Below are 18,140 nucleotides of genomic sequence, written 5' to 3'. Positions count from 1 at the left end.
TCGGCGGAGACGTCATCCTCATCCCCCGCGGCCTCTTCTCCGCCCGGCTCACCCCCGAGCAGCAGCACGAACTCGTCGCCGCCTCGAATACGGGTCCCAGTAGCAACGACGCAGGAAACAGCGGATACGCAGGTCAGCGGCCCACCTTCCCAGCTGTGCCGGAAAGCCCTCAGGGCGGGCGGGCGCGAGACCGGTGGGGCGTGCCCGGCTCCGTCGCGACCCTCCGGAGGCCGGGCCATGGGCGGCGCGGATCGCATTACGGCCATGGTCGGTCGCCGACGGTTCCGCGCATGTTCCGCCGCGCCGTATCGGGCAGAGCTGTTGTTCTGTCCGGCCAACCCACCGGGCCCTGCGCTCGGGTCGCCGCGACCATCCGAACGGTAACTCAGAGTTACATTTCCGATCTGGTGCGCGTGGTCACGGCTGGGGGTGCTGCCGGCGACCGCGTCATCCCGGATCACCGGGAACGCGGCGGACAGCACCGCGGTGGAAGCGTTTCGGGGCCTGCCCGTCACGCCCCCTCGGCGCCGGACCGCCCGGATCGGCGTCACCAGCCTCAAAGTAGTGAGAAAGACCAGATCAAAGCCTTAGCGCGGGCGCAGCAGGGACATCGGCTGTCGAGGCTGGAGGCGATACCGCGCGAGGCAATCGCGCCGGTGCTGCCAACAGGCCGGACCGGCACATCCGCCTGGACGTCCGCGCCCGAGCAGGGATCACGCCTTGATCGCGGTTCCTTGGGCGGAGACGAGGCGCCAGACGCCGAGGGCATCGGCGGCGTAGACGTGGGTGTAGCGGCTTCCGGAGCTGAACGTGGCACCGTCGGGGTTGGTGAAGTTCATGCCGGTACGCCCAACGACGATGCCTACTGTGCCAATGACCCGGACGATCGCCTCGTCCGGGAACGAATAGATCTGCGGGAACCGGAGAGAGCCGGAGGCCATCAGGTCCAGCACGATCTTTCTGTCGGCGACGGCCCCGTCCTCGACCCCGACCAGAACGAAGTCGTCTGCCAGCAGCTCCTCCAGAACGGCAAGATCGCCGGCCACCAGGGCGTCGAAGAAGCTCTGGTCGCGCTTGAGGAGGATGTCCCGACCCGTGTTGCTCATGCTGCGACGATAAACGTTGACGCCGGTGACAAGGTCAAGCCAACCCCGGAGGATGCCTTCGACCCCTTCATGGATCTTGAGGCGAGTTATTGATGCCTTGATATCCGATTTTTCGGGTCGCAATGCATTCCCCGGACTCCTCCGAGGCGTACGGCCCCGCCCCTCGCTGACCCGGAGCGCGATCCGGGATGCTTGGCCACATCCGCCCGGCCCGGCCATGCGCGAGGGGCGAGGGCGAGGCCGACTCCCTGCGGGTCGCGCGGCGTTGGGTGCATCCACCCCGGTCAGGTGGGGTCAGCCCTACCGCGTGTTGGCCTGCTGGCATGATCACCCCGACGAAGCCGGACATATAGCTTCATAACGCAATAAACAACCAATGAAGGGGCTTCACCCGTGTCTGGCACCACCTCGTTCCGCCGTATCGTCTCCCGCTCCGCCGTCGTCGCGCTGGCCGGCGCCGCCTGCCTCGCGCTCACCGCCGGGAGCGCTGGAGCGATCGTCAACGGCTCCGAGCCCACCGAGTCCTACCCCTTCATGGCGGCCATCCCGATCGCGGCCCCCCTCCTGGGTCTGACGGACGGCAACTGCGGCGCGGCCCTGATCAACCCGCAGTGGGTCGTGACCGCGGCGCACTGCCTCGACATGGAGGTCGGCTCGATCCCGAAGGGGACAGTGCGCATCGGCAGCGACAAGCGGACGTCCGGCGGCACCGTCCGCAAGATCGCACAGGCGTTCCTGCACCCGGGCTACGCCCAGAACTCGCCGAACAAGAACGACATCGCGCTGATCCGCCTGGACCGCCCGGTCAGCATCAAGCCCATCAAGATCGCCGATCAGGCGGGCAGGCCCGGCACGCCGACCCGGATCATCGGCTTCGGCATCACCGAGTTCAGCACCAACCCGGCTGACTGGAAGATGGCCAAGAAGCTGCGCCAGCTCGACACCCGCCGCGGCGCGGTCTCCGAGTGCGGCCCCGGCTTCGCCGATGACACCCGCCTGTGCACGGTCAGCCAGAAGCCCAAGGCCATGGCCTGCAACGGCGACTCCGGCGGCCCCCAGATCCAGCGCGGCCGCGGCGGCCGGTGGGAACTCATCGGCGTCACCTCCGGCCCCGGCGCCAAGAGCCCCTCCTGCGAGCAGGGTCCCGGCCTCTACACCAACGTGCCCGCCTACAGCGACTGGATCAACAAGACCATCCGCGCGAACAGCTGAGCCGCGGTACGGCAGGCCCGGTGACGGGCCGGGCCTGCCCGTGCGGCGGCTGGGGGCCGGCAAGCGCTCGAACCCTGCCGATGACCTGCTGCCGGGGCTCATCCACGATGCCGGACCGCCCCTGACGGACGTGCAGTTGATCGATGTCGCCCTCGTCCTGCTCAACGCGGGCCATGAGACCACGGCGAACATCTGGGCCTGGGGACGTTCGCGCTGCTGGAGCGTCCCGGCCGGCTCGCAGCGCCGCGCGCCGACAGAAACGGGCGAGAGACGTTCACCAAGATGCTGCGGGCCGGGCGAACCGCAGCCGGCGCCGCCGCTTCTCGGCCCGCCTGCCCCAGTCGGCCGCGATCATCCGTCAGGTGACGGATCGCGCCACCAAGGCAATGGCCCGCCGCATGGCGTTCCGTACCTCGTCGGGCCCGTCGCCGCGCTCCAGCGCCGTCAGCGCGGAGGCGCTGACGGCGCCCACCGCCGCGCCGACCAGGGCGGAGGCGAGGATCGTGTCGAGCCTGTCGGGGAACGCCCGCTGCAGCGCCTGGGCCAGCTCGGCCTGCGTCGTGAGGTACCGCTGCAGCAGCCGGGCCTGTAGCGCCGGCACCGAGGCCGCCAGCCGGGCCCGGAGCGCGGCGAGCCCACTGGACAGGTCACGGTCCCAGGCATTGACGATCATCTGGTCCATCGCCCGCACCAGCACCTCGGGCAGCGGTTCCCCGGCGCGGCACTCGCCGATCACCTGCAGCGCCAGGTCGACGCGCACGTCGGCGTCGGCCAGGAGCACGTCCTCCTTGGTCTGAAAATGCAGGAAGAAGGTTCGCGGGGACACCTCCGCGGCGTCGGCGATCTCGGCCACGGTCACCTGGTCGTAGCCCTTGTCATCGAACAGGCGCACGGCCGCCTCGATCAGCGCCTGCCGGGTGCGGTGCTTCTTCCGCTCCCGCAGTCCGCGATTCTCCACCATGTCGGCCACTCTACTTCATCTCATGAATTTATGCATATAGTGAATCACTGCAGAGACTGCAGTCATTGAAGGGATGGTCTCGTGGGAAGTCTGGACGGACGCGTCGTCATCATCACCGGAGCAGGGCGCGGCATCGGGCGGGAGGAGGCGCTGCGCTTTGCCGCCGAGGGCGCCAAGGTCGTCGTCAACGACCCCGGCGTCGCCGTCGACGGCACGGGCGGGGACGCCGGCGTGGCCGCAGAGGTGGTCGAGGAGATCATTGCCCACGGCGGGCAGGCCGTGGCCAACACCGACAGTGTCGCCAGCTGGGACGGGGCCCGCCGCATGGTGGAGACGGCCCTGGAGTCCTTCGGCGACCTGCACGTCGTGGTCAACAACGCCACCATCGAACGGAACATGGGCCTGGCCGACCTGTCGGAGGAGGACTTCGACGAAGTCGTAGCGGTGAAGCTGAAGGGCACCTTCGCGGTGACGCACTGGGCGGCCCGCCACTGGCGCCACCAGTTCCGCGCAGGGGTCCGCGCTGACCGCGCCGTCGTCAACACCTCCTCCGGCTCCGGACTGCTCAACCCGCTGCCCGCGCAGGTCTCCTACGCGTCGGGCAACGCCGGGGTCGCGGCGCTGACCATCGTGGCAGCCCTGGAGTTGGGCCAGTACGGCGTGCGGGTCAACTGCATCTCGCCCTCGATGGCCCGCACCAGGCTCACCCTCGGCGTTCCCGGCATGAGTCAAGACCCGTCGACGAGCGGGTTCGACCCCCTGCACCCGGCCGCCAGCGCGCCTGTTGCCGCCTACCTGGCCAGCGCGGCCTGCCCGCTCACCGGCCAGGTGCTGTCGGTGCGGGGCGGGACGGTCGCGGTCAACCGCGGCTGGTCACTCGGCGGCCACATCCACAAGGACGGGCCGTGGAGCGTGGATGAGCTGGCCGAGAAGGTGAAGGAGCTGTCGATGGACGACCCGTTCGACAAGCTCGCCCAGGCCCTGACCGGCGCGCTCGGCGTCATCGGACGTGCCCGGCTCCAGGAGATGATCAACACCCTGCTGGACCAGGGAGGCCGGTCCGGCACGGCCTCCGCCTGACGCGGCGAGCCATGCCCTGGACCGCGTGCTCAGGCCCGTGGCCCAGGGCGGATGGCGTCCGCTCCGACCTCTCCCGGCGGCACGACCCGCCGTCCCCCCGGCGCGGGCGCCGGCACCTCTGAGCCCGCCGCCGGTCCGGCCGAGGGAGCGGGCTGCGGCGCCGCGCTGGGGCTCGCGGCCGGCTGGGCCCATGGTGTGAGCTCCGGGCGCTTGGCCGTACGGCCGTCGCCCGAGGAGCGGCCGCGGAGGCGGCGGCCGATCCATGGGCCCGCGAACGTGGCGAACCAGCGCAGCTCGGCCGCCGCCACCCGCCACGCCGCCGTCAGGGGCAGGGGCGGGAAGGGCAGCATCCACGTGTCGTCGCTGCCGGGCAGGCCGAGGGAGTGGGCCATGGCGGCGGCGATGCGGGCGTGGCCCGCCGGGCTCGCGTGCAGCCGGTCCGTGCCCCACATGCGCGCGTCGGTGACGAACTCCATCGCGAACGTGTCCACCACCGTGACCCCGTGGCGGGCCGCGGCGGCGCGGATGCGGGCGTTGAGGTCGAGCACCTTGGGCCGGAGCGGGCGGGCTATCGGGGCGATCTTCCCGATATCTGGAAAAGTCACGGTAACCACATGTGCGCCCGACTCGCTCAGGGCGGCGTACATCTCCTCCAGCACCTCCGCCACCGCGGCGGGCTCGCAGCCGGGACGGATGAGGTCGTTCATGCCCGCCATGACCGTGGCAAGGTCGGGGCGCAGCGCCAGCGCGGGGGCCAGTTGCTCGGAGCGGATCTGGCCCGCCAGCCGGCCACGGACCGCGAGGTTGGCGTACAGGAGGTCGGGGTTGGCGCGGGCCAGGTGCTCGGCGAGGCGGTCGGCCCAGCCGCGGTGGCCGGTGATGTCGTCGCCGTCGCCGAGGCCCTCGGTCTGACTGTCGCCGAGCGCGACGTAACGCGTGTAGACGGTCATGAGGTCTCCCTTCCGGCGCGGGCCATGCGCTCGCCGAGCGTCCGTGCCGTCTCCAGGCACCAGGCGCGGGTCTCGCGCTCCAGCCTGCATCCCGCCAGGCAGGACAGGTAGGGGCCGACGTGCTCGCCCTGGCGCAGGAACGTCTCCTCGTCCAGCTCGCCGCGCAGGCGCAGCAGGAGCTGCTCGAAGACCTCCAGCTTGGCGGCGGCCTCCAGGGCCCGGTCGTGCAGCTGCTCGATCACCGGCGCGGGGTCGAGCAGGTCGACGGCGTGCACCTTGACGGCCAGGTCGTCGCGGATGAGCAGCGGCTTGGCCGGGGTGGCGGCGAAGGCGGCCAGCTCGCCGAGCCCGGCCTCGGTCACCTTGAACACGCGCTTGTTGGGGCGGCCCCGCTGGACCACCTCCCGGCCCGTGACCAGGCCGTCGCCCTCCAGCTTGGCCAGCTCGGCGTAGAGCTGCTGTGGGGCGGCGTACCAGAAGTTGGAGACGCCGATGTCGAAGAGCTTGGTGAGCTGGTATCCGCTGTATTCGCCGTGGAGCAGCGCCGCCAGCACCGCGTGTCTGAGGGCCATCGGCTTAATACTCATGGATATGAGTAGTCATGAAGAGGACTATAGCCGACGGGCACCTCGGCGCTAGAGGGCTGCCACGCGGCGCAGGGCCGGGCCGCCGCTTTCCCCGGCGTCCTGGAACTGACGGCGCCGGACCGGAGCCACAGAGGATCATCGAGCCGTCGTGCGTGGCGGGATCTTGTCGTAGGCCCCTGTCCTGTAGTGTCCCCGGCCATGACGATGGAAAGGAAGTGCTCATGAGCGAGATCGCTGCCCGCTACCGGAGCCGCGCCGAGATCTTCGCGGCCAAGGTCGCCGCCGTCCGCCCCGAGCAATGGTCCAACCCCTCCCCGTGCGAGGAGTGGACCGCCAGAGAGGTGGTCGGCCACATCGTCGACATGCACGGCGTGATGCTCCGTCCCCTCGGCCGGTCGCTCACCCCCGCGCCCACCGTCGAGGAGGACCCGCTCACCGCCTTCGCCTGTGCGCGTGCCGATGTCGAGGCCCTCCTGTCCGACCCGGTGACCGCCGCGCGTGAGGTCGACACCCCGACGGGGCGGCTGTCGGTCGAGCAGCACATCGACCAGGTTGTCAGCGCCGACATGGTCCTGCACGGCTGGGACCTCGCCCGCGCCGCAGGACAGGACGACACCATCGACCCCGTCGAGGTCAAGGCGATGTGGCCCAAGGCCCAGCAGATCCCGGAGGAGATGCGCACCCCCGGCGCCTTCGGCCCCGGCATCGTCGTCTTCGGCCCCGAGGTGAAGGTCCCCGACGACGCTCCACTCCAGGACCGATTCCTCGGTCTCCTCGGCCGCGACCCTCACTGGTCCGCCTGAGCCGAGGACCTCAGGGCTCTACGGCCAACGCCTGCACGCAGCCTCCCCCCGAGGCGTCTCCTCCAAGGCCGGCATCCCAAACGTGGCGCGGCCCGGCGCGAAGATAGGCGAGCGCGGGAAGCGCTCGCGCCCTCTAGGGTGCTGGTCATATCTGGCCGAATTTTCTCGCTTGCTGTCCGGCCACTGTTCTCGAAGTGCTGAGCCGGCCGTACGCCACGCTCTGGGCCCCGTTCGACGGCCTGCGTCGATGGCTGGTGACGGAGATTCCGGCCGGCTATGACCGCGACCCGGTCACAGCCGCCCAGACCACCCAACCATGATCGGCTTCGCCGATGACCCCAGTTCCCTGATCCTCGAGCGGGCGCAGCAGTGATCTCCGCGGATGAATGCGGATGAATTCGGTTGCGGTGGGATCGGTGGGCTTGGTGGGGTGTCTGCATGGACGGCGCCACTGAGCAGGTGCAACGGGCGAGAACTGGAAGCCGTACGATCACTCGTCAACCGGCTCCGTGGCACAGGCTTGCGGTGCTCGGGGCTCTGATGCTGGCCGCCCTCACCTTCAACACCGCGGAGAACCTGCCGGTCGGCCTCCTGGAGCTCATCTCCGATGACCTACGGGTGTCCCTGTCCGCGGTCGGCCTCCTGGTCACCGGTTACGGCGTGACGGTGGCCATCGCATCTGTGCCGATTGCCCAGGCCGTCCGTGCCGTACCCCGACGCTGTGTGCTCACGGGACTGCTGGCCGCGCTCGTGGTGTCCAGCCTCGTTGCGGTGCTGGCCACCTCCTACTGGCTGCTCCTCGTGGCGCGGCTGCTGACCGCGCTCGCCCAGGCGCTGTTCTGGGCCGTGATGGGGCCGGTCGCGGTGGGCCTGTTCGCGCCCGAGGTCCGGGGCCGTGTGGTCGGGGCACTGTCCGTCGCCGGTTCGCTCGCCCTCGTGCTTGGTGTTCCCGCTGGGACCTGGCTGGGCCAGCGGAGCAACTGGCAGGTGCCCATCGCCCTGCTGGCGGCTCTGGGGCTTGTCTCCCTGGTGACGATCGCCGTTCTGCTGCCGACTTCGCACCCGGAGGAAGAGCCCGCCGCCTACGCGACCAGTCCCGACGTGCGGCGGTTCACGACGGTGCTGGCGGCCGGAGCCTTGTCCGCCACCGGGGCGTTCACGGGATACACCTACATCGTGACATTCCTGGGAGACGTGAGCGGGTTCTCCCAGGGCACGGTCAGCGTCCTGTTCGTGGGTTTCGGTGTCGCGTGTCTGGCCGGGGTGAGCATCACCGGGGCGTTTCTGGACCGTTTTCCACTGTCCGCGCTGGCTACCGCCGTGGCGACGCAGGCGGTGGGCATGCTCGGCCTGTACGCGTCCGCCGCTCATCAGGGGGCGGCGGTGGTGTTCCTGATGTTGATGGGCGGTGCACTCGGGCCGGTGTTCATGACCGCGCAGAACGCGATGCTGCACTACGCGCCGGGCCGCACGGACATCGCCCTCGCAGCGAACTCCGGCGCCTACAACGCCGGCATCGCGGCGGGTGCCGCGCTCGGGGCACTGGTCCTGCCGCTCGCCGGGATACGGGGCACCTTCCTCGCCGGCGGACTGCTGACCGTCGGGGCCTGCGCAGCCCTCCTCGGCGGCCGGCTGCTACGTGGGCACCGTCATACGGAACGCTCAACACACCGATGAGGAACGCCGGCTCTGGCCGCCGGTAGCTCAGACGACCGCCGACCATGACCGGGCGTGCCCGCAGGCTCCAGTGATGAGCCGGCCAGCGCCCTCGACCGCGTCGGCGTGGCCGAGGGCGCCCGCAGCCGGTGTCTACGGCGAGTGAGCGGGGCAGGCTTCCGAGGCGTCGTGGTCGAGCACGGGATCCCTGATCTCGGTACGGATGTCGTCAGAGGTCATGACGTGGCTCCGGTGAGCTGGGCGTGAAGGCGCTTGCACTCGTGGACGAAGCGGATCGTCCGGCGGCTGCGCGCGAACTCGGCGACGACCGGGATCTCCCCGCGCGCGCCGGTCCAGCGTGCCACGTCGGCGGCGAAGGCGACGAGTTCGGTGTGGGTCACGGTGATGCGCTGCCCCTCGCCCGGCAACATCCCGGGCAGCAGAGCGCGCAGGATGCGCCACACCTCGTGGTGGCCGCCGGCGTCGGCCAGCTCGGTCAGGGCCGCGATGGCGGGGCGGGTCTCCTGCCAGGTGCGGCGCAGCACCAGCGCGAGCTGGCGGCCGATCGCCTCGGCGGGCAGCTCGCCCCTGGCGGCCATGCTCAGGACCAGCGGGATCATGTCAGGAACGCTGCCGGCCAGGAGAAAGGCGAGGATCACCGCCGTGGACTCGCCCATCGGGCCCTGGGCGATCTCCAGGCCGGTGATCTCCGTGGGCGTCACCCCCACGCCCCAGCGGCCGCGCAGCAGGAAGGGCAGGAAGTTGACGGCCACGACCTCGCGGTGCGAGGGCAGCATGGCGGGCCACGCCCGGAGCGTGCCGCCGAACTCGTCGACCGTCCAGTCGAACGGCTGACGCAGCAGCACCTCGTCGATCAGCCGATGGCCGGTCGGGGCCGTCACCCGCAACACCGGCTGCAGCCTGACCTCGGTGAAGTGCTCCGGTTCGCCGTCGCCGAACTCGACCATGGACGCGCCCACCATGTGGCGCCACACGTGGCCGCACTCAGGGTCGGCCATGCCGTCACCGGCGAGCCAGCGGGCGGCCGAGCGCGCCGCCTCCGAGTCGACCTTGGCGGCCCGGTCGGCCGCGGCCCGGTGGCTGCCCCGGGGCAACCGCAGCAGCGCCTGCGCCAGGTCGGCCAGGGGCGGCTCCACTCCGGCGGCGGCGCAGGTCTCCAGCCGGCCGACCAGCACGTCGGGGTCGAGGTGGCCACTCATCCAGGTCGGCGTGGCCAGCAGCACGGGCGGCAGGGTGCCGTTCCGGAGGGCCTCGGCGAGTTCCGCGTAGCGGTGCAGCAGGAAATCGTGGGGCGGGGAGACGCTATTGGGGTGGGGCAGCCGGTTGCGCCGCCGCCACTCGTCGTGCTCGGGCAACTCCTCGGGCATGAAGGAACGCAGCCGGGATGGGACGAAGACGACGGTCACCTGCACGAGTGGCTCGCCCGGGTCCGGCGGGGGCACCGGGTCTCCCGCTCGCATCGCCGCGATCCGGGCGGGGTCCACGCCCAGCTCGGCCATGCGCTCGTAGGCGTGGTCGAGGACGAAGGACGGCATGGCCTCCTCGGAGTCGTCGTACGGGACGCCAGGCCTCGTCCGCACCGGACGGAGGCGGTCCGGCAGTCTGCCGTCGTAGATCTCCTCGTCCTCGTCGTCGGCGCCGAAACGCCCCGGCTGCTCGACGTCGGTGGGGGAGCCGTACAGGTGGATCCGGCCCCTGGCGAAGGGGATCTGCCGGTCGCCCTCGTGGGCCACCGCCCCGTCCGGGCCGTCGTCGCTGGTCCAGGTGATGAAGAAGGCGCGCAGCGGGGTGTCGTCGTCGAGGTAGCGGCCAGGCCGGTAGGCACCGCCTATCATGAGCCGCCGGGGCGACGGCTCCGGGTCGGGCTCCTCGCCACGGGTGAGGGCGCGCACTCTCACCGAGTGGCTCGCGTCGTCCCAGAACTTCTCCGGCCCGATCGGCGGCAGCTCCGGCACGCTGCCGGGGGTGACGAGCTCGGCGGACAGCGCCGACTGCCAGTCGTCGGGGTCGAGGCGCACCTCCCTGGACCGCCAGTAACCCTGGTCCTGCTCGACGTGGGGCTTGAGCTTGCGGCGCAGTTTCGCCCGGTCGTCGGCGATCCCGGCGACGAAGGCCGCCAGCCAGCGCTCCTGGCCGATCCAACGCTTGTGGTAGTCGGGGGAGATCGACGGCTCGGGGAACCGCCGCGCCTCCGGCAGCTCGGGCAGCGGCGGGAACTCCTTCTGCTCCAGCAGTTCCTCGACCGGGATCTCCCCGCCGAACTGCTCGGCCAGCTTCGCGCCCAGGTCGGTGGGGAGGTGGCGGACGCCGTCGAGGATCGCCTCGGTGTGGTCGGCGAACAGGTCGGCGTATTTCAGGGTCAGCTCGGCCGCGCGGTTGCGCACGTCGAAGGACTTGTGCGCGTACGCCGTGGTCAGCGCGGTCACGAAATCGGCGGCCGCCTCGGGCGTGGCCCGGATCGCCTGGTCGAGCCAGCGCAGGCCCGTGGCGGCGAGCTTGGCCTCGTCCCGGAAGGTGAGCGCGTCGACCGCCTCGACCAGGTCGGCGTGGTCGAGCGGCATCGCCCCGCGCACCTGCCCGGCGGCCAGCTCGGCGACCGTGCCCGGAGCCGACGGCAGCAACCGCAGGTAGTCGCGCAGGCGGGGCGCGGACTCTGCGGGCGTGGGGTCGAGGAGCATGTGCAGCCGGACGAAGAACCGCAGGTCCTGCGCCTCGCCGCCGCGCAGGAAACGGCTCACGCAACCGTCGAGCACCTGCTCCCTGGGCAGCTTGCGGGCGGCGGCCAGCCAGCGGGTCGGCCGGGGCTCCAGCCGCTCGTCACGGAGGGCGCGGCCCGCGCCGTCGGCGTCGAAGACACGGGGCAGCAGCACGGCGGTCAGCGGGTCAGCGGGCACGCTCGGCGCGGCCAGCCAGGCGGCCACCAGCGGGTCGTGGTCGGGCGGCACGGCGCCGGACTCGCGCAGCAGCGCCACGGCCAGCGGCGCGATGCGGTCGGCGGGACGGCGCACCCGCTGGGCCAGCCGGACCGCGACATCGCGACGCCACTCCAAGGGGCGGGCGGCCGCCACCCGGCACACCTGGGCGACGTTGGGCTCCTCGGCCCAGCGGCGGTTGACGTCGCGGCCGGTCATCCACGTCACGGCGGCCGCCGGACCGGTGATGACGCCGACACCGGTCAGCAGCAGCGCGCCGGCCAGTGTGTCGAGCAGGTCGCCGACCTCCCAGGAGGCCATCTCCTCGAAGTCGTCGGGGTGCTCGGCGCGCACCTGCTCGGTGCGGACGCGGCGCAGCTCCTTGACCAGGCCGGGCAGCCGCCCGCCCAGCTCGGCGCGCTCCTGCTCGGTGAGCGTGACCAGCCGGTCGGCCAGGCGGGTGACCTGGTTACGGGTGATCAGGTCGCAGATCTCCGTCCAGAGGGTCATCGGGAGACCTCCACGGCGGCGCGGGCGACGATCCGGGCGGCCAGCACGTGTTTGCACGGCCCACGGGAGCCGCGATGGTCCCACCACCACTCGCAGGTGCAGGATCCGTCGGCCGGCGAGACCCGGCGCGCGCCGCCCGAGGTATGGACGGTGGCCAGCTCGCCTTCGAGGTGCACGGCGCCCGCCTCGACGAGCTTGCGCGCCTTGGCCAGCCGCGGGTTGAGCAGGATCACGTTGTCCTTGTCATAGGGCAGCTCACGGTGGAAGTGGGCGGCCTCCGACAGGTCGTAGCCGACCCGGCCGGCGACGCCGAGCTGCGTCAGCGCGGCCCGCACCCGGTCGGCGGGCATGCCCGCGCGGTCGGCCAGCAGGCCGATCTCGACCTCGGGCTCGAAGTTGAGCAGCATGCCCACCACGTCGGCGTCGTTCTCGGCCTCGTCGGTGGCCAGGTCGTCGAGCACCGCGCCCTCGCCGGAGAAGCCGCGCCAGCTCTCGGGCGAGAGGGTGAGTGTGTAGCGCATGCCCGGCAGCTCCAGCTCCCAGGCGCTGGAGGCGGCGTCGGCCGGGCCGTACACCCGGAGGGACTTCGCGAAGCGCAGCAGCGGCAGGAGGGTGCCGAGCCGGTTGGGGCCGGCGAGCCGGACCGAGCCCGGAACCTGACGGTCGGAGACCCTCAGGTCCCGCCCCGCCTGCGCCACCCACACCGTGCCTTTCCTGGGCAGGCCGCGCAGGAACCGCACCGCCGCCATGCCGGTCAGCTCACCGCGCTGGTCCATGCCCGAGGCGATGACCTGCACCTCGGCGAAGCCGCGTAGCCAGCGCTCGGGCAGCGGCACCTTCTTCTCCACCACCGCGCCGTCCATCGTGGTCACGACCAGCTCGTCGAGCCCGACCCCCAGGTGCAGCGGGTCACGCGCGCCGATGCGCGCCAGCGCCTCCCGGAGCGGCGCGTTCACGTCGACGTTGGTGGTGCCCCGGTCGAACACCTCGCCGTCGAGCGCGCCGTTCAGCAGGTCAAGCCGGGCGTACACGCCGCCGCAGGCCGAGAACGACTCGAACCGCAACCGGTCTCCATTGCACGTCACCACCGGGTCGCGCACCCAGCCGGGCCGCGCCTGCGGCTGGTGGTAGCGGGCCAGCGCCACGTCGGCGACGCCGAGCAGGGCCGCCGCGGCGGGGGCCGCCTGGGTCACCACGCCGCTGAAGAACCGGGGGGCCACGGCCGGGCCGGACAGGGCCCGCCCGCCGGAGGTCGCCAATCCGAGACGACCGTCGACAAGAGAGGAGGGCGCGGCGTACGTGTACGCCTGCGTCGCTGAAGTCATGGCCGGGACATTAGATCACTCCACCGACAGACCGGCGTGGCTCAGGCGGGAGCGTACCCACGTGCACGGACATGGTCGCCGATGACGGCGCTGAAGGCGCGGGCGGCGGCGCTCCGGTAGGCGTTCTCCCGCCGCAGCAGAGTTACGGTGCGGGTGGGCAGGGCCGGTGCGAGCGGGATCGGGCTCAGGCCGGGGTGGTCGTGGGTGACGGCGTCGGGGAGGACGGTGGCGACGGAGCCGCGCTGAACGATTTCGATGAGGGCCTGGACGGAGTTCGCCTCCACCACGATGCGGGGGCTGACGCTCTGCCGCCTGAAGTAGGCGTCGATGTGCCCTCGGGTGGCGAACTCGCCGCTGAGGAGCGCGAGTCGCCGCGTGGCGAGATCTCGGGCAGGCATCGGCCGGAGGTGCTCGCCGTCGGAGTCATGGGCGCTGACCACGAGACTGAGGGTCTCCACGAACAGGGCGGTGCCGCCGATGCCGGGCAGGTAGTGATCACAGAACGCGATTCCGAGATCGAGCTCGTCGGCCAGCAGTCCCGACTCGATGCGGTCTTGCGTCATCTCCTTGATGTCCAGGGTGATGCCGGGGTGGCGGGCGTGCATCTCGGCGATCAGCGGCCCGATGAGATAGGCGGTGAACGTCGGGGTCGCCGCCAGCCGCAGGTTTCCGCGGGACAGGTCGGCCACGTCGAAGACGGCCCGTTCGGCGGCGCTCAGGTCCCGCAGGGCGCGCCGGGCGTAGTGGACGTACGCCTCACCGGCGTCGGTGAGGCGCACGCTGCGGCCGCTCCGGTCCAGCAGTTGCACGCCCACGGCCCGTTCCAGCTGCTTGATCTGCTGAGAAAGGGTGGGCTGGGAGATGCGCAGGTCTTCGGCGGCGCGGGTGAAGTTGCCGTGCTCGGCCACGGCGATCAGATAGCGCAGGTGACGCAGTTCCGGGGCCACGAGGACAACTATAGGCGACAACTATGGAGATCATGGTTAGTTCGTCTTGGACACTATCGCCGCACGTCATGCATGGTGGATTAGGTCAGCCCAAGAGGCCGCCTCCAAACGAAGGGAGTGAACCATGCAGGATCTCGAAGAGGGAGTCGCACGTTTCCAGCGAGACGTCTTCCCGGCCAAGACGGAGCTCTTCACGCGCCTGGCCACCGCCCACCAGCCGGCGACGCTGTTCATCAGTTGCTCCGACGCCCGTGTGGTACCCGAGCTGATCACCCAGAGTGAGCCTGGCGAGCTGTTCGTCATCCGCACCGCCGGCAACCTCGTGCCCGCCTACGCCCCCGGCTCCGCTGACGGTGTCGCCGCCGGCATCGAGTACGCCGTCGCCGTGCTGGGCGTCTCCGACATAGTGGTGTGCGGGCACTCCGGCTGCGGCGCGATGACCGCCCTGGCCAATGGTCTCGACCCGGCCGCGCTTCCCGCGGTCGCCGAGTGGCTGCGGCACGCGGACGCCTCCCAGCCTCGCACCACGACCACGACCACGACCACGACCACGACCACGACCACGGAGACGGGCGCGGGCAAGGTGGCCGCGCTGGTACGGCAGAACGTGCTCACGCAGCTGGCGAACCTGGCCACCCACCCCTCGGTGGCGCACGCCCTGGCCGGAAAGACGGTCACCCTGCACGGCTGGATCTACGACATCGGCACCGGGACCGTGGCAGAACTCGACGCCACCGGCCGTCCCTCCGCGCTCGCGGTCTGACCTCCAAGTCCCACGCCCGACATCCCGTCGCCGTCCGGCACCCGGAAATCACCAGGCACCACGGAAACCTGCCGGTTCCCCGCCACCCGGACCGGCCCGTAGGAAAGGAACACTCCCATGGCACACGCCCAGTTCGACCCCACCGCCCGTCAGGCCCTGGCCGCAGCCGCCGTCGAGGCGAAGACGCGGAAGGACCTGACCTGGCAGCGGATCGCCGACACCGCCGGCCTGTCGGTCGCCTTCGTCACCGCCGCCGTCCTCGGCCAGCACGCCCTGCCCGAGGCCGCGGCGAAGGCGGTCGCCGAGCTGCTCGGCCTGGACGACGACGCGGTGATGCTGCTGCAGACCATCCCGACCCGCGGCTCCATCGCCGGCGCCGTCCCCACCGACCCGACCATCTACCGCTTCTACGAGATGCTCCAGGTCTACGGCACCACGCTGAAGGCCCTTGTCCACGAGCAGTTCGGTGACGGGATCATCAGCGCGATCAACTTCAGGCTCGATGTGAAGAAGGTCGCCGACCCCGAGGGCGGCGAGCGCGCTGTCATCACCCTCGACGGCAAGTATCTGCCCACCAAGCCCTTCTGAACCGGACCGCGAGACCCGGCCCGGGCCGGACAGGACCCCTTCACCGCATCCGGCCCCACCCCCCTTCTCACCGCATCCGGCCCCCCTTCCCCGTCCGTTCCCCGTCCGCCTTTCCGTCCTCCGCCGGCTCGCTCGCCGGAGGCCCCCGCTTCCCACCGAGGACTTCTCATGGACTTCGCACAGCGCACCGTCGACATCGCCCGCCAGAACGTCACCGAGGGCGGCCGCCCGTTCGCGACCGTCATCGTCAAGGACGGCGAGATCCTCGCCGAGAGCGCGAACAAGGTCGCCCAGACCTCCGACCCGACCGCGCACGCGGAGATCCTCGCCATCCGCGAAGCGTGTATGAAGCTGGGCACCGAACACCTGACCGGCACCACCATCTACGTCCTGGCGCATCCCTGCCCGATGTGCCTGGGATCGCTGTACTACTGCTCTCCGGACGAGGTCGTCTTCCTCACCACCCGTGAGGCCTACGAGCCCCACTACGTGGACGACCGCAAGTACTTCGAACTCGACACCTTCTACTCCGAGCTCGCCAAGGACTGGGCCGAGCGGCGCTTGCCGATGCGCTACGAGCCGCACGGGGCCGCCGTCGACGTCTACCGCCTGTGGCAGGAGCGCAACGGCGGTGAGCGGCGGGTGACCGGCGCCCCCACCGCCTGAGCACCCGTCGCCCCGTCCGACCGAGCTCCCGGCGGATGTCGCCGCCTCGCCGGCGGGCCCCGGCGTCACGTGGCCCCGCCACCTCCTCATCGGGGCCGACGCGTGATCACCCGGTCTCCGAAGTGGGCACGCCGGTGAGCCCTGCCGGACGGAGTCATCCCGACAAGGTGGAGAGCACCGTCGAAGGCAGCACGCCGCCGGCGGCGAACGGCCGTCGGCGGAGGAGGTCCTCGGCTGTCTCCGAGGGGACGCCGGCCCCGCCGAGAACCTGGACGGCGTGTTCGGCGGGGAGCAGATCGAGCCAGCGCAGCACGGCCCCGTGGTGGGCGTCGGCGACCACCTCACCGTGCACCCGGAGCCTGGCCAGGCCTCCGTCGGGGAAGACGTCCAGCCGGACGTGCGTCACCGGCGCGGCCGACGCCGAGCGGAAGAAGTGCCGGGTGTCCGGCTGCAGCCGCGTCTTCGGAACCAGGTCGAACCATTCCGCGCCCTCGTCCAGATGATCGCCATCGGTCCCGCGCAGCGAGGCCCAGCCGGCCGCGTTGCCGACGAAGTACGACGTGTCGATCTCGACCCGGCGGATCCGGCCACGGGCGGCCAGCCTGATCGTCACATGGTCGTTGCCGCCGTCGCGGCGGCGGGCGTTCTCCCAGCCGTCGCCCATGATCCTGGCCCTGCCGGGCAGCAGCAGCTGCACCGGCGAGGAGTAGAACGTGTTCGAGCAGGCCACCACGTCGCCGCCGTGCTCCAGCGCGGCCAGGTCGATCGTGCCGTCCATGAACCGGGGGTCCGGCACCGGCTCACCGTGCACCCGGAACCGGGCCACCCCGCCGTCGGGGTAGATGCTCAGCCGGACATGCGTCCAGCGCCGCCGGTCCGCCACCTCGAACGCGTTCTCGGTGTCGCCCTTGATCGCGCTCTTCTCGACGATCGTCTCCCAGCTCGCCCGCTCCAGCTCGGCCGGTGACGGCGCCCCCTCGACGCTGGTCGCCTCCACCGAGGCGTAGGGCGGATAGTTGCCCTTGAACCAGGCGGTGTCGATCACCACGCCGTGCACCACGCCCGGGACGCCGAGCCGGACGATCGCGTGGTCGTTCCCGGGCTCGCGCCGGCGACGGGTCTCCCAGCCGTCGTACACCTTGCCCTTGTGGCCGAAGTCCTCCGTCGAGAAAACCGACGGCTCAGGCTTGATCAAGTTCTCGCGCTCGGCGAACAGCTCGTCGTTGGCGTACACCACGCTACCGGCCAGCGCACGCGAGGCCAGGTCCGGAAGCCGGGTGAAACCGTGGGTGGTCATGCTCCTCCTCTGTTGAGCAGCCGGCCCTGCGGCGGGCTGTCGATGTCGATCGGTACGCCGCGCAGCCAGCTAGCGCGGACCACCCCCGCGAGCGGCCGGCCATGGTAGGGCGTGACCGGGTTGCGGTGGTGCAGCCGTTCCCTGTCGACCACGAACACCTCGTCGGGCGCGAACACGCAGAAGTCGGCCTGGTAGCCCGGCTCGATCCGGCCCTTGCGGGGCAGCCCCACCAGCTCCGCAGGGCGTTCGGCCATCCAGCGCACCACGTCGGTCAGCGTGTGGCCGCGGCGCCGGGCCTCGGTCCACACCGCCGGCAGGCCGAGCTGCAGCGACGCGATGCCGCCCCAGGCGACGCCGAAGTCACCGACGTCGAACCGTTTGAGCTCCGGTGTGCACGGCGAGTGGTCGGACACCACGCAGTCGATCGTGCCGTCGGCAAGCCCTTGCCAGAGCGACTCGCGGTTCGCCGCCTCCCGGATCGGCGGGCAGCACTTGAACTGGGTGGCGCCCTCGGCGATCTCCTCCGCGCTGAACGTCAGATAGTGCGGGCACGTCTCCACGGTGATCCGGACGCCGTCGCGCCGGGCCGACCGGATCATCGGCAGCGCGTCCGAGCTGGACAGGTGCACGACGTGCGCCCGGCAGCCGGTCCGGCGGGCCAGCTCGATCACCTGCGCGACCGCGAGATTCTCCGCGCCCCGCGGCCTGGAGCGCAGGAAGTCCCGGTAGCTCGCGCCGTGCGCGGCCGGGGCGTGG

Annotated in this window: 17 protein-coding genes; 8 read left to right on the top strand and 9 right to left on the bottom strand. The window is 71.3% G+C overall.

What is annotated here, in order from left to right; all coding sequences use genetic code 11:
* Positions 1-713: 713 nt before the first annotated feature.
* Entirely contained in the window at positions 714-1,106 is a 393-nt protein-coding gene (locus ACWDS7_RS35185; RefSeq protein ID WP_451932771.1) for a nuclear transport factor 2 family protein, read from the bottom strand.
* 393 nt (positions 1,107-1,499) lie between these two features.
* On the opposite strand from ACWDS7_RS35185, the gene ACWDS7_RS35180 reads away from it, so the two are divergent.
* A complete protein-coding gene (locus tag ACWDS7_RS35180; RefSeq protein WP_451932770.1) occupies positions 1,500-2,318 on the top strand; it encodes a S1 family peptidase in 819 nt (272 codons plus the stop codon).
* Positions 2,319-2,676: 358 nt separating this feature from the next.
* Here the strand turns inward: ACWDS7_RS35180 and ACWDS7_RS35175 are convergent, their stop codons facing one another.
* On the bottom strand, positions 2,677-3,279 hold the full coding sequence (locus ACWDS7_RS35175) for a TetR/AcrR family transcriptional regulator (RefSeq protein WP_451932769.1): 603 nt from the start codon (positions 3,277-3,279) through the stop codon (positions 2,677-2,679).
* 81 nt (positions 3,280-3,360) lie between these two features.
* Between ACWDS7_RS35175 and ACWDS7_RS35170 the strand changes: the two genes are divergently transcribed.
* Complete coding sequence (locus ACWDS7_RS35170) at positions 3,361-4,359, top strand: SDR family NAD(P)-dependent oxidoreductase (RefSeq protein ID WP_451932768.1); 999 nt, start codon at positions 3,361-3,363, stop codon at positions 4,357-4,359.
* A gap of 29 nt (positions 4,360-4,388) precedes the next feature.
* Here the strand turns inward: ACWDS7_RS35170 and ACWDS7_RS35165 are convergent, their stop codons facing one another.
* Both ACWDS7_RS35165 and ACWDS7_RS35160 read right to left on the bottom strand, forming a co-directional pair.
* Positions 4,389-5,309, bottom strand: coding sequence for an SGNH/GDSL hydrolase family protein (locus ACWDS7_RS35165; protein ID WP_451932767.1), 921 nt, complete (start codon positions 5,307-5,309; stop codon positions 4,389-4,391).
* Positions 5,306-5,881, bottom strand: a complete 576-nt coding sequence (locus ACWDS7_RS35160) for a PadR family transcriptional regulator (RefSeq protein WP_451932766.1) — start codon at positions 5,879-5,881, stop codon at positions 5,306-5,308. Before ACWDS7_RS35160 ends, ACWDS7_RS35165 begins: the two co-directional genes overlap by 4 nt.
* A 236-nt stretch (positions 5,882-6,117) precedes the next feature.
* Here ACWDS7_RS35160 and ACWDS7_RS35155 point away from each other — a divergent pair, with 236 nt between their 5' ends.
* The 3 genes from ACWDS7_RS35155 to ACWDS7_RS35145 all read left to right on the top strand — a co-directional run bounded on the left by ACWDS7_RS35155 (position 6,118) and on the right by ACWDS7_RS35145 (position 8,376).
* Complete coding sequence (locus tag ACWDS7_RS35155) at positions 6,118-6,699, top strand: TIGR03086 family metal-binding protein (protein WP_451932765.1); 582 nt, start codon at positions 6,118-6,120, stop codon at positions 6,697-6,699.
* Between the two features lie 194 nt (positions 6,700-6,893).
* The gene (locus ACWDS7_RS35150; protein ID WP_451932764.1) at positions 6,894-7,019 is read left to right on the top strand and encodes a hypothetical protein; all 126 of its coding nucleotides are present in this window, start codon (positions 6,894-6,896) and stop codon (positions 7,017-7,019) included.
* Positions 7,020-7,224: 205 nt separating this feature from the next.
* The gene (locus ACWDS7_RS35145; protein WP_451932763.1) at positions 7,225-8,376 is read left to right on the top strand and encodes an MFS transporter; all 1,152 of its coding nucleotides are present in this window, start codon (positions 7,225-7,227) and stop codon (positions 8,374-8,376) included.
* A 215-nt stretch (positions 8,377-8,591) separates the two neighbouring features.
* Here the strand turns inward: ACWDS7_RS35145 and ACWDS7_RS35140 are convergent, their stop codons facing one another.
* Genes ACWDS7_RS35140 through cynR form a run of 3 tightly spaced genes read right to left on the bottom strand, consistent with a single transcriptional unit; the run spans position 8,592 to position 14,070 of the window.
* Positions 8,592-11,798: a DUF7824 domain-containing protein gene (locus tag ACWDS7_RS35140; protein WP_451932762.1), complete on the bottom strand. Its 3,207-nt coding sequence runs from the start codon at positions 11,796-11,798 to the stop codon at positions 8,592-8,594.
* On the bottom strand, positions 11,795-13,123 hold the full coding sequence (locus tag ACWDS7_RS35135) for an SWIM zinc finger family protein (RefSeq protein WP_451932761.1): 1,329 nt from the start codon (positions 13,121-13,123) through the stop codon (positions 11,795-11,797). Before ACWDS7_RS35135 ends, ACWDS7_RS35140 begins: the two co-directional genes overlap by 4 nt.
* Positions 13,124-13,164: 41 nt before the next feature.
* Positions 13,165-14,070: a transcriptional regulator CynR gene (gene cynR / locus ACWDS7_RS35130; protein ID WP_451932760.1), complete on the bottom strand. Its 906-nt coding sequence runs from the start codon at positions 14,068-14,070 to the stop codon at positions 13,165-13,167.
* Positions 14,071-14,194: 124 nt separating this feature from the next.
* On the opposite strand from cynR, the gene ACWDS7_RS35125 reads away from it, so the two are divergent.
* The 3 genes from ACWDS7_RS35125 to ACWDS7_RS35115 all read left to right on the top strand — a co-directional run bounded on the left by ACWDS7_RS35125 (position 14,195) and on the right by ACWDS7_RS35115 (position 16,087).
* Complete coding sequence (locus ACWDS7_RS35125; protein ID WP_451932759.1) at positions 14,195-14,833, top strand: carbonic anhydrase; 639 nt, start codon at positions 14,195-14,197, stop codon at positions 14,831-14,833.
* Between the two features lie 117 nt (positions 14,834-14,950).
* A complete protein-coding gene (gene cynS, locus ACWDS7_RS35120; protein WP_451932758.1) occupies positions 14,951-15,421 on the top strand; it encodes a cyanase in 471 nt (156 codons plus the stop codon).
* Between the two features lie 168 nt (positions 15,422-15,589).
* Positions 15,590-16,087, top strand: coding sequence for a nucleoside deaminase (locus ACWDS7_RS35115; RefSeq protein WP_451932757.1), 498 nt, complete (start codon positions 15,590-15,592; stop codon positions 16,085-16,087).
* 154 nt (positions 16,088-16,241) lie between these two features.
* On the opposite strand, the gene alc is transcribed toward ACWDS7_RS35115, so the two are convergent.
* Together alc and ACWDS7_RS35105 are read right to left on the bottom strand one after the other, a co-directional pair.
* On the bottom strand, positions 16,242-17,384 hold the full coding sequence (alc, locus tag ACWDS7_RS35110) for an allantoicase (protein ID WP_306871435.1): 1,143 nt from the start codon (positions 17,382-17,384) through the stop codon (positions 16,242-16,244).
* Positions 17,381-18,140 (bottom strand): amidohydrolase family protein (locus ACWDS7_RS35105; RefSeq protein WP_451932756.1); only part of this gene is annotated, 760 nt, incomplete at its 5' end. The genes alc and ACWDS7_RS35105, both read right to left, overlap by 4 nt.

It is taken from the genome of Streptosporangium sp. NPDC003464 (assembly GCF_053588315.1).
The sequence above is the reverse complement of the archived record's forward strand: the minus strand, read 5'-3'. Positions and strand labels throughout refer to the sequence as shown.

What these genes read in the sequence shown, in the direction of transcription:
- ACWDS7_RS35185 (WP_451932771.1), bottom strand. Translation starts at nt 1,106, where the DNA reads ATGAGCAACACGGGTCGGGACATCCTCCTCAAGCGCGACCAGAGCTTC.
- ACWDS7_RS35175 (WP_451932769.1), bottom strand. Translation starts at nt 3,279, where the DNA reads ATGGTGGAGAATCGCGGACTGCGGGAGCGGAAGAAGCACCGCACCCGG.
- ACWDS7_RS35165 (WP_451932767.1), bottom strand. Translation starts at nt 5,309, where the DNA reads ATGACCGTCTACACGCGTTACGTCGCGCTCGGCGACAGTCAGACCGAG.
- ACWDS7_RS35160 (WP_451932766.1), bottom strand. Translation starts at nt 5,881, where the DNA reads ATGGCCCTCAGACACGCGGTGCTGGCGGCGCTGCTCCACGGCGAATAC.
- ACWDS7_RS35155 (WP_451932765.1), top strand. Translation starts at nt 6,118, where the DNA reads ATGAGCGAGATCGCTGCCCGCTACCGGAGCCGCGCCGAGATCTTCGCG.
- ACWDS7_RS35140 (WP_451932762.1), bottom strand. Translation starts at nt 11,798, where the DNA reads ATGACCCTCTGGACGGAGATCTGCGACCTGATCACCCGTAACCAGGTC.
- ACWDS7_RS35135 (WP_451932761.1), bottom strand. Translation starts at nt 13,123, where the DNA reads ATGACTTCAGCGACGCAGGCGTACACGTACGCCGCGCCCTCCTCTCTT.
- ACWDS7_RS35125 (WP_451932759.1), top strand. Translation starts at nt 14,195, where the DNA reads ATGCAGGATCTCGAAGAGGGAGTCGCACGTTTCCAGCGAGACGTCTTC.
- cynS (WP_451932758.1), top strand. Translation starts at nt 14,951, where the DNA reads ATGGCACACGCCCAGTTCGACCCCACCGCCCGTCAGGCCCTGGCCGCA.
- ACWDS7_RS35115 (WP_451932757.1), top strand. Translation starts at nt 15,590, where the DNA reads ATGGACTTCGCACAGCGCACCGTCGACATCGCCCGCCAGAACGTCACC.
- alc (WP_306871435.1), bottom strand. Translation starts at nt 17,384, where the DNA reads ATGACCACCCACGGTTTCACCCGGCTTCCGGACCTGGCCTCGCGTGCG.